Source organism: Agromyces sp. NPDC055658 (genome assembly GCF_053618155.1).
Genome location: NZ_JBSHHD010000005.1, coordinates 99,110 through 113,351 on the forward strand (window position 1 = coordinate 99,110; position 14,242 = coordinate 113,351).

The window sequence follows — 14,242 nt, forward strand, 5'->3', positions numbered from 1 at the left end:
TGCTAGGGCTGCAGAACCTTGCCCTCGCGGGCGCTTTCGAGCGCCGCCTCGACGACGGCGAGCGTCCGCAGCGCCTGCTCCATCGTCACGACGTCGCTCGGCTTGCCGAGCACCGCGTCCCTGAAGGCCTCGTGCTCGACCCGCAGCGGCTCCCGCTTCGGGAAGGCGAAGCGCGTCACGTCGCCCTCGGACACTCCCCGGAACGCCGTCACGGACTCCCACTCGAGCGGGATGGTGCCGTTCGCGTAGAACGTGAGGTCGCCCGTGGACGTGTCGGCGACGAACGCTCCGCGCTCACCCGTCACGACGGTGACCCGCTCCTTCATCGGGCTGAGCCAGTTCACGAGATGGCTGACGATCGCCCCGGACGCCAGTCGGCCCGTGATCGCGATCATGTCCTCGTGTTCGCGCCCGCTCTTGAAGGTGGTCTGCGCGAACACCGTCTCGTACTCGCTCTGCGCGACCCACGCGGTGAGGTCGACATCGTGCGACGCGAGGTCCTTCGCGACCCCGACATCGGCGATTCGCGAGGGGAAGGGACCCTGCCGCCGCGTCTGGATCTGGTAGACCGCCCCCAGCTCGCCGGCCTCGAGCCGGCGGCGCAGCTCCTGCAACGCCGGGTTGAAGCGCTCGATGTGTCCGACCGCGCCGACGAGGCCGGCCTCGCGGAATGCATCGACCATGCGGGCACCGGCTTCGACCGAATCCGCGATGGGCTTCTCGACGAGCGCGTGGATCCCGGCGTCCGCCAGCTTCAGCGCGGCATCTTCGTGGAATCGCGTCGGTACCGCCACGACCGCGACGTCGATGCCCGCCGCGATGAGCGCGTCGATGTCGGGGAGCACCTCGAGACCGCCCGCGACGCCGTGGGGGTCTCCGCCGGGATCGGCGATCGCGACGAGCTCGACGCCGTCGAGTTCGCGGAGCACCCGTGCGTGGTGCCGGCCCATCATGCCGACGCCGAGGAGGCCGGCGCGCAGCGCGGCCATCAGGCGCCGGCCCCTGCCACGGCTTCGACGGCGGCGGCGATGCGCTCCAGGTCGCCCTGCGTGAGCGAGGGGTGGACGGGCAGCGATACGGCCTCGAGCGCGGCGCGCTCGGTCTCGGGGAGGTCGAGGCCCGGCGCATACTGCGCGAGCGATGGGAGCCGGTGATTCGGGATCGGGTAGTAGACGCCGCTGCCGACCTGGTGCTCCTCCTTCAGCGCCCTGACGAAGCCATCGCGATCGTCGACCACGCGAATCGTGTACTGGTGGTAGACGTGCACGGCGTCGGGCGCCACGGGCGGTACGACGACGCCCTTCAGGTTGGCGTCGAGGAACGCCGCGTTCTCTTGACGCGCCCGGGTCCAGGCATCCACCTTCGTCAGCTGGACTCGGCCGATCGCGGCGTGGATGTCGGTCATCCGCGCGTTGAACCCGACGATCTCGTTCTGGTACTGGCGCTCCATACCCTGATTGCGCAGCAGGCGGAGTCGTCGTTCGACCTCGGGGTCTCCCGTCGAGACCATTCCGCCCTCGCCCGACGTCATGTTCTTCGTCGGGTAGAGGCTGAACATCGCGAACGCGCCGAACGTTCCGACCCGACGGCCGCCGAGCGACGCCCCGTGCGCCTGCGCGGCGTCCTCGAACAGCTTCAGCCCGCGTCGTTCGGCGAGATCGCCGAGTGCGCCCACGTTCGCCGGGTGCCCGTACAGGTGGACCGGCATGATGCCGACCGTTCGCTCGGTGATGAGCGACTCGACCGACGAGACGTCCAGGCCGAAGTAGTCGGGCTCGATGTCGGCGAACACCGGCGTCGCGCCGGTCAGGGCGACCGAATTGGCGGTCGCGGCGAACGTGAAGGACGGAACGATCACCTCGTCGCCGGGCCCGACGCCAGCGGCGAGCAGGCCGAGGTGCAACCCGGACGTGCCGGAGTTGACGGCCACGGCAGCCCTGCCGTCGAGCAGGACCTCGGAGAACTCGCGCTCGAACGCGGCGACCTCAGGCCCCTGCGCGACCATTCCGGAACGAAGCACGGCATCGACCGCCGCTCGCTCCTCGTCGCCGATGATCGGCTTCGCCGCAGGGATGAACTCTGGACCGCTCACGCGCCCACCTTTCACTACGTAGTTCTGCTCGACGGCACAAGGCACGACCGCCAATCCTACCGTCTCCGAAAACTCGCGCCATCGCGGTCGGATGGCGCCGATGTCAGGCGCGAGAGCCGGCGAGCAGCGCCTCGATCACGCGTTCGGCCGCACGACCGTCGCCGTACGGCTGCGCATCGGTGGGCGCGGGCGCCGGCCGCTGGACGGCGCGCGCGATCTCCTCATGCGTCTCCGCGAGCACGTTCCAGCCGAGCTCGACCGTCTCCACCCACTCGGTCTCCGTCCGAACGGTCGTGCACGGGACGCCCAGCAGGAACGCCTCCTTCTGCAGACCTCCCGAGTCGGTCACCACACCCGCGCTGCGGAGCGCCACCGAGACGAGCTCGGGGTAGCGCAGCGGACGATGGGGCACGAGCGTGCCGGTCGAGAGCTCGATGCCGTGCTCGGCCGCCTTCGCCACGAGGCGCGGGTGCGCCACGATCAGCACCGGCCGGTCGAGGCTGGCGAGGCTCTCGACGATCGATCGGAGGCGATCGGGGTCATCCGTGTTCTCAGCGCGGTGGATCGTCGCGAGGTAGTAGCCGCGCTCCGGAAGTCCCGCCTCCTCCAGGAGCTTCGGGTACTCGTCGGCGACGGCGTCTCGCACGGCCAGCAGGACATCGGTCATGACGTCGCCGACGACCACGCTGCGTTCGGCGAGGCCCTCGGCGGCGAGGTGGTCGAGCGCCACTTGCGTCGGCGCGAGGCAGAGGTCCGCCGCGTGGTCGGTGAGCACGCGATTGTGCTCCTCGGGCATCCGCCGGTTGAACGACCGCAGCCCCGCCTCGAGGTGCGCGACCGGGTAGTGCAGCTTGACGGCGCTGACGGCCGCCGCCAGCGTCGAGTTGGTGTCGCCGTACACGAGAACCCAGTCGGGGTCGTGCTCGCCCAGCACGGCGTCGAGGGCACCGAGCATGGCGCCGGTCTGCACTCCGTGGCTGCCGGACCCCACACCCAGGTGCACCGTCGGCGCGGGGATGCGAAGGTCGTCGAAGAAGACGTCCGACAGCATCGGGTCGTAGTGCTGCCCGGTGTGGACGATGACGTGCTCCACGCCGGCAGACTGGGCGGCCCGGGCGATGGGAGCGAGCTTGACGAACTGCGGGCGGGCGCCGACGACACTGAGAACCTTCACGCATCGATCGTAGACGAGCGCGACTTCCGCGCACGTTCTCGAAAGGGTTCGATTGCTAGTATCACCGTCATGCCCTCGACTCCGCTGCGCCCGCTCATCGTGCTGCCAGCGTTCAACGAGGAGCAGGCGCTCGGGCCATTGCTCGACGAGATCTCGGAGGCCCTTCCCACGATCGACTGCCTCGTCGTCAACGACGGCTCGGGCGACGGGACGGTCGCCGTCGCGCGGGATCGCGGGGTCACGGTGGTCGACCTCCCGTTCAATCTCGGCGTCGGAGGGGCGATGCGAGCCGGCTTCCGCTACGCCCTGCGCAACGGGTACTCGGCGGTCGTGCAGGTCGATGCGGACGGACAGCACGACCCGCGGGACGTGCCACGGCTGGTCGCCGAACTCGAGGACGCCGACATCGTGATCGGTGCCCGATTCGCCGGAACGGGCGAGTACAGCGCCCGCGGCCCCCGGAGATGGGCGATGAAGGTCCTCGCCTCCGTCATCGGGCGCATCTCGGGTACGACGCTCACGGATGCGACGAGCGGTTTCAAGGCCAGCGGCCCGCGCGCGGTCTCGCTGTTCGCGGCGACCTATCCTGCCGAGTACCTCGGTGACACCGTCGAGGCGCTCGTGATCGCGGCGCGCGCCGGACTCCGGATCCGGCAGTCGCCCGTGGCGATGCGCGATCGCCAGGGGGGCGTGCCGTCGCACCATCCGGTCAAGGCCGCGGCGTATCTCGCGAGGGCGAGCATGGCGCTCGTCTTCGCGATGACCCGGCCCCGGGTGCGCCTCACGGGAGCCGGGGTGCCCGAATGAGCACCATGACCTATCTCCTCGGAATCGGTGCGGCCCTGATCGCACTCGCGTCCGTGATCGAACTCCTCCGGCGCCGCCGGCTCCGCGAACGCCACGCGATCTGGTGGATCCTCGCGGCGCTGTTCGCCCTCGTCGGTGCGCTCTTCCCCGCGAGCGTCGCGTGGCTCGCCGGTGTGCTCGGCGTCGGCGTCCCGAGCAACCTCGTCTTCTTCATCTCGATCGTCCTGCTGTTCCTGGTCAATCTCCAGCACAGTGCGGAGCTGACCGATCTCGAGGACAAGACGCGCACGCTCGCCGAGGAGTCCGCGCTGCAGAATGTACGCTTGGAGCGGCTCGAGGAGCGGATCGACCCGAAGCGCGATCTCCCCGACGACCGTTCCTGAGGCGCCGCGGCGTCCGGGACGAGACCCCGCCATGAGCAAGAAGGAGTCCATCGTGGCAACCATCGCGGAGAGCGCAGACGTCTCCCCCGACGCACGCATCGGCGACGACACGAAGATCTGGCACCTCGCACAGGTCCGCGAGGGCGCGGAGATCGGCGAGCGGTGCATCGTGGGCCGCGGCGCGTACATCGGCTCTGGCGTCCGCCTCGGCGATGACTGCAAGATCCAGAACTACGCCCTGGTCTACGAACCGGCGCAGCTCGCAGACGGCGTGTTCATCGGCCCGGCCGCCGTCCTCACGAACGACACCTACCCTCGTGCGATCGCGCCGGACGGATCGATCAAGACCGCATCCGACTGGGAGCCCGTCGGCGTCACGATCGAGCGCGGCGCCTCCATCGGCGCACGTGCCGTCTGCATCGCGCCGGTCACGATCGGAGCATGGGCGACGGTCGCCGCGGGCGCCGTCGTCACGAAGGACGTTCCCGCCTTCGCGCTCGTCGCGGGCGTCCCTGCGCGCCGCATCCGCTGGGTCGGCCGGGCCGGTGTGCCGCTCGAGCAGCTCGGCGACGGGGAATGGGTGTGCCCGCAGACGGGCGCCCGCTACGCCGAGTCGAATGGCGAGCTCCACGAGGTCGTTGCGTGAGTCCCGCAAGGGCTCCCAAGAACCCCGCCGCCCCCCGCGTCGTCCTCGCGACCAGGCTGTACGCGCCAGAGGTCAGTGCCGGGGCGTTCCGGTTGCGGGCCCTCACCCGGTCGCTCATCGATCGTTCGGCGACCGTGCGAGTGCTCACGACCACCCCGCCGCCCACCGCGCCCCGAGGCACCGATGAGGCGTCGCCCGGCCTCGAGATCTCGCGCTTCCCCGCACTCCGCGACGCCGGCGGGAACGTGCGCGGCTACCTCCAGTACCTCAGCTTCGACATCCCCCTGGTGTTCCGGCTGCTCGGGAATCGCTTCGACCTCGCCGTCGCAGAAGCACCACCGACCACCGGCATCATCGTCGCGGCGGTCAGCGCACTGCGGCGCCGCCCGTACGCCTACTACGCCGCCGACATCTGGACCGACGGCGTCGCGGCGATCGGTGCGCCGCGATTCGTCGTCTCCGCCATCCGCTGGCTCGAGGGCGTCACGATGCGTCACGCCTCGACAGTGCTGTCGATCTCGGACGAGGTCACCGACCGGATCGCGCGGTTCGGCGTCCGACCGGACCGGATCGCCACCGTCGGCAACGGCATCGACACCGACGTGTTCGCCCCCGACGGTCCCGCCGCCGACGGCGGCGCACCGTACTTCGTCTACACCGGGACGATGTCGGAGTGGCAGGGGCCGGAGGTGTTCATCCGGGCCCTGCCGCTCGTGCGCGAACACTTCCCCGAGGTCGAGCTCCGGTTCTTCGGTCAGGGCGCTTCCGAGGCGCAGCTGCGCGAGCTCGCGGCCCAGACCGCACCCGACGCCGTCACGTTCGGCGGAGTCGTTCCTCCTGAGCGTTCCGCCGAATGGATCCGCGGAGCGATCGGGGCGCTCGTGAGCATCGTGCCCGGCCTGGGCTACGACTTCGCGCGTCCGACGAAGACGTACGCGGCCGCCGCCTGCGGCACTCCCGTCGTGTTCGCCGGATCCGATGCGAGCAGCGGCGGCATACTCGTCGGGGAGCACGGCCTCGGCGTCCACGCCGCCTTCACCCCCGAAGCCGTCGCGGATGCCATGCTGGCGCTCCTGCGCGGCCACGGCACGGACCGCGCGGCCGCCGAACGGCGCCATCGCGCCGCGTGGGTCGAGCGCAACGCCTCGCTTCACGCGGTCGGGGATTCCGCGGCCGCAGCTGTGCTCGGCGCGCTCGGCTGACGCCCGGTTTCGGCCGCGACCGGTCGAGTAGCATGGACCGTCCCTCAGAAATGGAGCCGAGCACGTGACCTTCGCCCCCTCACGCGACCGGACCTCCACCCGATCGTCCTGCGGCACGTTCGCCGATCACGGTTGCGCAGGCTGAACGCGCGATGTCCTGGTTCGAATTCGCCCCGGTCTTCGCGACCGTCGTCGCGCTCCTCATCGGCATCGGCGCGCCCATCGCCGCCGCGCTCCGGCTCCGCGGCATCGCGTTCGTCGGCGTCGCCATCGGCTCGTCGATCTCATCGATCGGCCTTTCGTCGGTCGTGGCGCCCTGGGTCGGGCTGCCTTGGACGATCGCCCCGCCCCTCATCCTCTCGCTCGTAGTCGCGCTCGTCCTGCTCGTGCTGCGTCGCCGGCTGACGATCGCCCCTGCACGCGGAAGCCGGAACGAATGGGGGCGTCCCTTCCTTGCTCAGTCGATCGCCGTCGTACTGGGCTCCGTGCTCACCCTGCTGTTCATCGCGCCCCAGATCGGCGCCCCGGGCGATCCGGCACAGACCTATGACACCGTCTTCCACCTGAACGCGGTGCAGTGGATCCTCGACACCGGCAACGCCTCGCCGACCGCGATGACGATGACGACGCCTGGGCGGGTCACGAGCTTCTATCCGACGCTGTGGCACGCGATCGTCTCGATCGTCGTCCAGCTGACCGGTGCGTCCATCCCGGTCGCGACGAACGCGGTCGCGCTCGCGGTCGCATCCGTCGTATGGACGGTGGCCTGCGTGTTCCTCGCACGGGTGCTGTTCGGCAGGGCACCGTTCCACGCCCTCCTCGTCGGCGGCCTCAGCGCCGTGTTCGGGGCGTTCCCGGCCATGCTCCTCTGGTTCGGCGTGCTCTACCCGAACCTGCTCGCCGTCGCCGTTCTGTCGATCGCGCTCGCGCTGCTCACGGCGTTGGTCCAGCGGCGGTCCATGCTCGGCATGCGGCCCGTCGCGCTCGCCCTCGCCGCCGCGTGGATCGTCGGCGGGATGACGCTCGCCCACCCGAACGCGCTCTTCAGCCTCTTCGTCCTCACCGTCCCGCTCGTCGTGTACGCGGTCGTCCGCGCCAGCCGGCGGGCCGCGCCGGAGCGCCGGGTCCGCGTCGCGGTGCTCTCGTCCGTCGGGGCGATCGCGCTGTTCGCGGTCGAGGCCGTCGCGTTCGCCCGGACCACGACCATGGACAACGGTTGGATGCCGAGCAGGAACTTCCCGGCGGCGGTTCGCGAGGCCCTGACGAATGGCCCCATCGACCTCGACTACGCCTGGGTCGTGAGCGCGTTCATGCTCATCGGGCTGGTCGTCGCCTGCTGGCGGCCGAGACTGCGCTGGACGGTCGGCGCCTACCTGCTGAGCGTCCTCCTCTACGCCGTGGCGGTCGGCTGGCCGGCGGGCCCGCTCCGCACCGCCATCACGGGCGTCTGGTACAACGATGCCTACCGGCTCGCGGCCCTCACGCCCGTCCTCGCGATCCCGCTCGCGGCCCTCGGCGCCGTGAGCGTCGCCCGATGGCTCGCCCGGGGCGTTCGCCTCGGACGCACGAGCGGCCGGCGCACCCCGCGCCTGCCCGCGCTCGCCACCATGATCGTCGTGACCCTCGTCGCGATCGGCGTGCCGTTCGCGTCGAACGTCGCCGACAGCAGCCCCTATGTCGCCGCGCGGTACCGACTCGACGATCGCAGCGTGATGCTCTCCCGCGATGAGGTGGCCTTCCTCGACCGGATCCCCGAACTCGTGCCCGACGACGCGGTGATCGCCGGCAATCCATGGAACGGGAGTTCGCTGGTGTACGCGTACACGGGCCTCCGGACGCTGTTCCCGCATGTCGGCGGCGCCTACCCCGACGCGTACTGGGCCCTCGCGGAAGGCCTGGCCGATGGGACTCCCGAGGCCTGCGCCGCGGCGCGCGATCTCGGCGTCACGCACGTCCTCGACTTCGGCGACCGATTCATCTTCGGCACGGACGAACGGGCCGAGCAGTATCCCGGGCTGACCGGCATCGACGCCGACGCCGACGGTCTGACGCTCGTCGACGCCGACGGAGAGATCGGGCTCTACGCGGTCGACTGCGACTGACCCGGCGGGGCCGGTTCAGGTCACCCGGACCGCCGTCGGACTCAGTACTTCACGACACCGCCCGTGCTCGTCCAGCGCAGCCGGACCTTCGCGAACTCCTGCTCGAGCACTCCACCGGTCTTCGACACCGTGCTGTTCTTCGGGTAGCCGAAGGCCTCGGTCCCACCGTTCTGGAAGTAGTACTCGCCGATCGGGCGTGCGATCCGGTCGATCCCCGACGACGGCGACCAGATGAGCCATCCCTTCTGGAACTCCTGGCTCAGGCCGCCGCCCGGCTCCTTGCGCTGCGGCGCGACCGGGTAGCCGAGCACGCCGTCGGGGCCGCCGAGCGCGGAATAGGAGGTCGCGATGACCCCGCTCGTCGTCTGGTACCCCGACGCCTCGGACCAGTAGAGCGAGGCGTTCACGAACCGCTGCCCGTAGCCTCCCTTGAACCCGAGGGTGCTCCCGAGGGGATGTCCGAGGGAACCGCTGACTCCGCCACGGCGGAGGTACTCGGTGTTGAGCGTGCTGCGCACGTAATGGATGCTGTACTTCGGCGAGTAGTACAGGCCGCCGCCGGTGAACTGCTGGCTGAGACCGCTGCCCGGCTCCGACTTCTGCGCCGCAGTCGGATAGCCGAGCACACCGCCACCGCCGCCGAGCTTCCAATGCGACGTGCCGAGCACGCCGGTCGTGGTTCCGACGCCCTTCGAGGAGACGTACACCCAGGCTTTGCTGAACCACTGGCCGAATCCGCCGTCGGCGTACGACTTCGTGCTGTCGCGCGGAATGCCGTACTTCCCGGTCAGCCCGCCCGCCTTGACGTAGGCCGCGTTCATCGTGTTGAGGACGTAGTGGATGCCGTACGACGAGGAGTAGTAGAGCAGACCCTTCTGGAAGGTCTGGGTCGTCCATCCGTTCGCCGCGGTCTTCGGCGTCGACACCGGGAACCCGAGGAGGCCCGAAGGTCCCTTCAGCGCCGCATACGACTTCCCGATCGCCCCCCAGCTGCGCACGAAGCCCGTGTCGGGCCCCCAGTACAGCCATCCCTTCTGGAACTGCTGGCCGAGGCCGCTGCCGTAGGTCTTCGTGCTGTCGACGGGTGCGCCGAGCGCCCCGGTGACCCCGCCGGCAAGCGCGTATCCGGCCTGCATCTTCGTCAGGACGTAGTGGACTCCCCCGCTCGGCGAGTAGTACAGCACGCCCTTCTGGAAGGCTTGGCTGACCCATCCGTCGCCCGCGGACTTCTGCGCGGCGATCGGGTAGCCGAGAATGCCCGCCGGGCCCTTGAGCGCCTGGTACGACTTCGCGATGGCGCCGGACACACGATGGATGCTCGTCGTCGGCGACGTGTACAACCAGCCGTACTGGAACTGCTGGCCGAAGCCGCCGTTCGGGCCGGCGATGGCACTGTAGACCGGGAAGCCGAGCACTCCCGACGGGCCCTTCAGCGTGGTGTACGACGTGAGGATCTTGCCGGAGACGATGTGGATCTTCGTCGTCGGCGAGTAATAGAGCGAGCCCTTCTGGAACCGCTGGCTCGACCCTGAGAGCGGTTCGCTCTTCGGGTTCGAGAGCGGGTAGCCGAGCACGCCGGTGGGCCCCTTCAGCGTGATGTACGACCTGCCGACGGTGCCCGCCGTGCGGAAGGCGCCCGTCGTCGAGTGCCAGTAGGCCCATCCGCGCTGGAATTCCTGCCCCGCGCCGCCGTCGGCATAGTGCACGGGCTTGTCCGTCGCCGGCCCCAGGATGCCCGTGGCGCCACCGGTCGAGTTGTAGAGGGAGAGCAGGTTCGGATCGACGGTGTAGCCCCCGGTCGAGCCGAACCAGTCGGTGAACATGCGCCAGAAGTTCCGGTTGCCGTAGCTCGAGCAACCGTCGCCGGTCCCGTACAGGTTCTGCAGCGCCGCGGCATTCGGTCGATACGGCGTGTACAGGTAGAGGCCGGCGGTCGCCTGGTTCTGGATGTAGACCTGCGACGTACCGCACGCGGAGTTCGGGTGCCACTGGATCGTGTTGTACCGGCCGGCCCGGTATGCGCGATCGGGTCGGGCGCGGTACTTCTTGAACTGCCAGGCGGCGTTGTAGAGCTGGTTGAAGAACCCGTAGTAGTTGATGTCGCAGTCGGCCGTATCGGGACAGCCGTAGCCCGTCGCGGACCGGTACTGCCTCGAGGTCGGCCACGTGTCGGTGACGAGCCCCTGCTCCTTCTCGAGCAGGACGAGCAGGCTCTGCGGGTTGATGCCGCATGCGCGTGCCACCTTGTAGATGATGAGCGCGGCGGTCTCGTTCGCCTGACCGGCGTATGCCGAGCAGCCCTCGCTCCGCGCCGGCTGAGACGTCGTCGTCTGCCGATAGCTCTTCAGGCACACGTACCCCGACCGGCAGGTCGGCACCTTCGCGTTGAGGAAGGACTGGATCTGCGCCGCCGTCATCGTGCCGCTGTTGTAGAACACGGCGTCGCTGATGATCATGCCCGGATTGAACGCGGAGCCGACCGCGGCCGTCGCGGGCGCCTCATCGGCGATGCCGTCGGCCGTGGCCAAACCGACGGCCAGAACCAGTGCCGTGACGACCGCGAGCATCCGCCGCTTCAACCCTGTACGCATCTTCCGAACCGTCCCGCCCCCGAACTCCGGTCCCGCCCATGCTATCCATCAGGGCGCTCGAACGGGAGATGCGGGGTTCTCGCGCGCGTCGGACTCACCGACACGACGGCACCGGCGTGCCTGCGCACGGCCGTTCAGTCCGTGCTGCCGCCGCCCGCGATCAGCCGCCGGTAGGCGACCTTGCGCACTCGCTCGGGCACGAACCGGTACACCCCGCGCACGGTCACGTTGCGCAGGTACTCCCAGCGGCTGGTGAACCGGATCCGACGCAGCGCCCGCTGCAGCTCGAGCTCGCTGCGCCACTGCGCGCGTCCACCGCGGCGCGCGTACGCGCCCGCGCCCACGCGGTACATCACGAGGGGCTCCGCCAGGTTCTCGACCGAGGCCCCGGCGTGGATCATCCTCGCGAACAGCCAGTAGTCCTCCATGAGCCCCAGCGGCTGGTAGCCGCCCGCGCGTTCGACCGCGGTGCGCCGGTACATGACGGTGGGGTGGCTGAACGGGTCGTGGAAGCGTGCGTAGCGCGAGATCTCGTCGTGGCCCGTGCGAGGGGTGCGTCGGGCGACGATCGCCCCGCCGTCGTCGAGGAACTCGAACATGCCGGTGCCGACGAGGTCGACGCCGCCCTCGATCACGGGCAGCTGCCGTGCGAACCGCTCGGGCAGCGAGATGTCGTCGGCGTCCATGCGGGCGACGATCTCGTGCTCGCAGAGGCCGAGGCCCGTCTCGAGGGCTCGAGCGAGCCCGACGTTCTCGTCGATGGCGTGGTGCATCACGGGCACCGGGCTCTCGCCGACGACGCGGTGGATCGCGGCCGCGAGGTCGTCGCCGACGGGGCCGTCCTGCACGAGCACGACCTGCGCCGGTCGGGCGGTCTGGTCGCCGACGCTCGAGGTGAAGGCCTTCGCGAAGTGCGCGGCGTCGTCGCCGCGGTACACGGGCATGAGCAGCGAGAAGGGCGTGCTCACGTCGGTTCCACCAGGCGCACCGCGTCGCTCGCGCGGCCGAGCCCGTCGAGCGCCATCGCGTTCGGCCGCGGCCGAGTGCGCGTGCCGTCGCGATAGCCGCGCCGCCAGCCGTCGCGCAGGGTCGTGCGGTCGCTCGACCGTACGACCGTGCGAACCCACCGGCGCACGCTCGAGGCGCCGTAGAGGAGCTTCTCACCCCTCGACAGGCTCGCGGAGCGGCGGAACATCCAGAGCTTGTTGCGCACCTCGTAGTAGAAGCGGGGCCCGGGATCGGCGTCGGTCGCGCCGAGCACCTTCGTCTTGTGCACGACCACGGATGCGGGCACGTGCACGCCCCGGCGGCCGCGCAACGCCCGGGTCGAGTACTCGAAGTCGTCGTTCCAGATGAAGTAGTCGGCGATCGGCAGGCCGACCTCGCGCACGACGTCGGCTCGCACGAGCATCGAGACGAACGAGGTGCTGCGAATCGGGATGCCTCCGCGGCGAGCCGCGGCGATGCGCTCGTCGCGAGCCACGAACGGCTTCTCCCGCGGTGTGTTCATCGGGTGCTCGGTACCGTCGTGCCAGACGACGCGGGAGCCCGCGACGACGAGGTCGGTGCCGTCGACGGCGGCGAGCAGCTCGGCGAGCGACGACGCGGTCGGCACGGTGTCGTCGTCCATGAGCCAGAGCCAGTCGGGTTCGTGGTCGGCGAGGGCGACGGCCATGCCCGCGGCGAATCCCCCGGCCCCGCCCGTGTTGCGCGGCAGCGAGACGAGGTCGACGAGCTCGCCTGCGGCACGAGCCACGTCGGCCGAGTCGTCGGTCGAGGCGTTGTCGACCACGACGACCTTCGCGAGCGCGGCGTGCTGCGTCGCGAGCGCGGCGAGCACCTCGGTCAGGAGGGCTGCGCGGTTGTAGGCGACGACGACGGCGACGACGCGCGGTGGCACAGGTGACGGACTCATCGACTCTCGCTGATCTCGGGATTGCTCCCCACTATCTTGCCCTGTCCCCGACGTCGGACTTTCCACAGCACGGGGCTCTCGCCGGATTCTCGGGTAGCGGCGCGATAGATTGGAGGGTCGCCTGTGACACTCGAAGGAGGGGCATGCCCACGACGCTTCGGATGATCGTCGACCAAGTGGTCGCGCCGGTTCCCGGCGCGCTCGGCCGGTACACCGAGGCGCTGACCGAGTCGCTCATCGCCTCGGCGCCCTCCGGCTGCGAGGTCGAGGGCATCGTCTCGTCATCGCTCCCCGCCGACTACGACCGGCTGCTCGCCCGGTTCCCCGGCCTGTCCGGGCTCTACAAGACGAGCCTCGCGCGACGCGAGCTCGCGGCCGCATGGCAGTTCGGCCTGACCACGTCGCCCGGCGGCGGCATGGTGCACGCGCCCGGTCTCTTCGCACCGCTGCGGCGACACGACCGCTCGACCGGAGACCAGACGGTCGTGACGGTGCACGACCTCCTCGCGTGGACCCACCCCGAGTCGCTCACCGCGACCACGGTCTCGTGGCACAAGGGCATGCTCAAGCGGGCCCGCAAGCACGCCGACGCGGTCGTCGTGCCCACTCATGCGCTCGCCGAGCGGCTCGCGATGGTCGCCGATTTCGGCGACCGCGTCCGGGTCATCGGCACGGCACCGCGGCTCGGCCTGAAGATGCCTCGCGACGCGGCGGACCGGGCCGCCCGGTTCGCACTGCCCCGCGACTACCTCGTGACGAGCGGGTCGCTCGACCCCCGCAGCGGGGTCGTCGACCTGCTCGCGGCGCTCGGCCGTGAGGGCGCCCCCGACGTGCCGCTCGTGGTGCTCGGTCCCGAGAACTGGGGCGAGCTGCACCTCGCGGCGGTCGCCGAAGAGGCCGGCGTCGCGCCCGGGCGGGTACGGGCGCTCGAGCTCGCCGATCCGGCCGACCTGGCGACCGTGCTCTCCGGGGCGACCGCGTACGTCGCGCCGAGCCACGATGAGGGAGCGGGCACGTCCCTCATCGAGGCGTTCCACCTCGGCGTGCCCGTCGTCCACTCCGACACGCCCGCGTACGTCGAGATCTCGGCCGACGCCGGCCGTGCGGTCGAGATCGGCGACGGGGGTGCCGGATACGCCCAGCGGCTCGCCGGCGCGATCGCCGACGTCGTCGGCGACGCGGACCTCGCCGAACGGCTCTCGGTCGCCGGCACCGACCGCGCGCACGCGTTCAGCTGGCGCGACTCCGCCGAGCGCGTCTGGGCGCTGCACGCCGAGATCTGAGCGGCGCGCCCCGAGGCATCCGAGATGCCGGCGGCCGGGCGGAGGCC

The 14,242-nt window shown here is 70.5% G+C and carries 12 protein-coding genes; 6 read left to right on the forward strand and 6 right to left on the reverse strand.

Going from position 1 to position 14,242, the window contains the following annotated elements; genetic code table 11:
• Positions 1 to 2: 2 nt before the first annotated feature.
• The 3 genes from ACWGPE_RS04255 to wecB form a co-directional block, all read right to left on the reverse strand.
• Positions 3 to 989, reverse strand: a complete 987-nt coding sequence (locus tag ACWGPE_RS04255) for a Gfo/Idh/MocA family protein (RefSeq protein ID WP_231431595.1) — start codon at positions 987 to 989, stop codon at positions 3 to 5.
• Positions 989 to 2,092: a DegT/DnrJ/EryC1/StrS family aminotransferase gene (locus tag ACWGPE_RS04260; RefSeq protein ID WP_231431596.1), complete on the reverse strand. Its 1,104-nt coding sequence runs from the start codon at positions 2,090 to 2,092 to the stop codon at positions 989 to 991. The genes ACWGPE_RS04255 and ACWGPE_RS04260 overlap by 1 nt, the downstream gene beginning before the upstream one ends.
• 103 nt (positions 2,093 to 2,195) lie before the next feature.
• Positions 2,196 to 3,266, reverse strand: coding sequence for a non-hydrolyzing UDP-N-acetylglucosamine 2-epimerase (wecB, locus tag ACWGPE_RS04265; protein WP_231431597.1), 1,071 nt, complete (start codon positions 3,264 to 3,266; stop codon positions 2,196 to 2,198).
• Positions 3,267 to 3,335: 69 nt separating this feature from the next.
• Between wecB and ACWGPE_RS04270 the strand changes: the two genes are divergently transcribed.
• From ACWGPE_RS04270 to ACWGPE_RS04290, 5 genes are all read left to right on the forward strand, one after another.
• Complete coding sequence (locus ACWGPE_RS04270; RefSeq protein ID WP_231431598.1) at positions 3,336 to 4,073, forward strand: glycosyltransferase family 2 protein; 738 nt, start codon at positions 3,336 to 3,338, stop codon at positions 4,071 to 4,073.
• A gap of 5 nt (positions 4,074 to 4,078) precedes the next feature.
• The gene (locus ACWGPE_RS04275) at positions 4,079 to 4,456 is read left to right on the forward strand and encodes a DUF2304 domain-containing protein (RefSeq protein ID WP_231431599.1); all 378 of its coding nucleotides are present in this window, start codon (positions 4,079 to 4,081) and stop codon (positions 4,454 to 4,456) included.
• 31 nt (positions 4,457 to 4,487) lie between these two features.
• Positions 4,488 to 5,102, forward strand: a complete 615-nt coding sequence (locus ACWGPE_RS04280) for an acyltransferase (RefSeq protein WP_231431600.1) — start codon at positions 4,488 to 4,490, stop codon at positions 5,100 to 5,102.
• Positions 5,099 to 6,304, forward strand: a complete 1,206-nt coding sequence (locus ACWGPE_RS04285; RefSeq protein WP_452048207.1) for a glycosyltransferase family 4 protein — start codon at positions 5,099 to 5,101, stop codon at positions 6,302 to 6,304. The genes ACWGPE_RS04280 and ACWGPE_RS04285 overlap by 4 nt, the downstream gene beginning before the upstream one ends.
• A gap of 152 nt (positions 6,305 to 6,456) precedes the next feature.
• The gene (locus tag ACWGPE_RS04290; RefSeq protein ID WP_452048208.1) at positions 6,457 to 8,406 is read left to right on the forward strand and encodes a DUF6541 family protein; all 1,950 of its coding nucleotides are present in this window, start codon (positions 6,457 to 6,459) and stop codon (positions 8,404 to 8,406) included.
• 41 nt (positions 8,407 to 8,447) lie between these two features.
• Here the strand turns inward: ACWGPE_RS04290 and ACWGPE_RS04295 are convergent, their stop codons facing one another.
• The 3 genes from ACWGPE_RS04295 to ACWGPE_RS04305 form a co-directional block, all read right to left on the reverse strand.
• Positions 8,448 to 10,997, reverse strand: a complete 2,550-nt coding sequence (locus ACWGPE_RS04295) for an LGFP repeat-containing protein (RefSeq protein ID WP_452048209.1) — start codon at positions 10,995 to 10,997, stop codon at positions 8,448 to 8,450.
• A gap of 134 nt (positions 10,998 to 11,131) precedes the next feature.
• The gene (locus ACWGPE_RS04300) at positions 11,132 to 11,965 is read right to left on the reverse strand and encodes a glycosyltransferase (protein WP_452048210.1); all 834 of its coding nucleotides are present in this window, start codon (positions 11,963 to 11,965) and stop codon (positions 11,132 to 11,134) included.
• Complete coding sequence (locus ACWGPE_RS04305; RefSeq protein ID WP_231431604.1) at positions 11,962 to 12,912, reverse strand: glycosyltransferase; 951 nt, start codon at positions 12,910 to 12,912, stop codon at positions 11,962 to 11,964. Before ACWGPE_RS04305 ends, ACWGPE_RS04300 begins: the two co-directional genes overlap by 4 nt.
• A gap of 143 nt (positions 12,913 to 13,055) precedes the next feature.
• Here ACWGPE_RS04305 and ACWGPE_RS04310 point away from each other — a divergent pair, with 143 nt between their 5' ends.
• Positions 13,056 to 14,195: a glycosyltransferase gene (locus ACWGPE_RS04310; RefSeq protein ID WP_452048211.1), complete on the forward strand. Its 1,140-nt coding sequence runs from the start codon at positions 13,056 to 13,058 to the stop codon at positions 14,193 to 14,195.
• Positions 14,196 to 14,242: the final 47 nt, after the last annotated feature.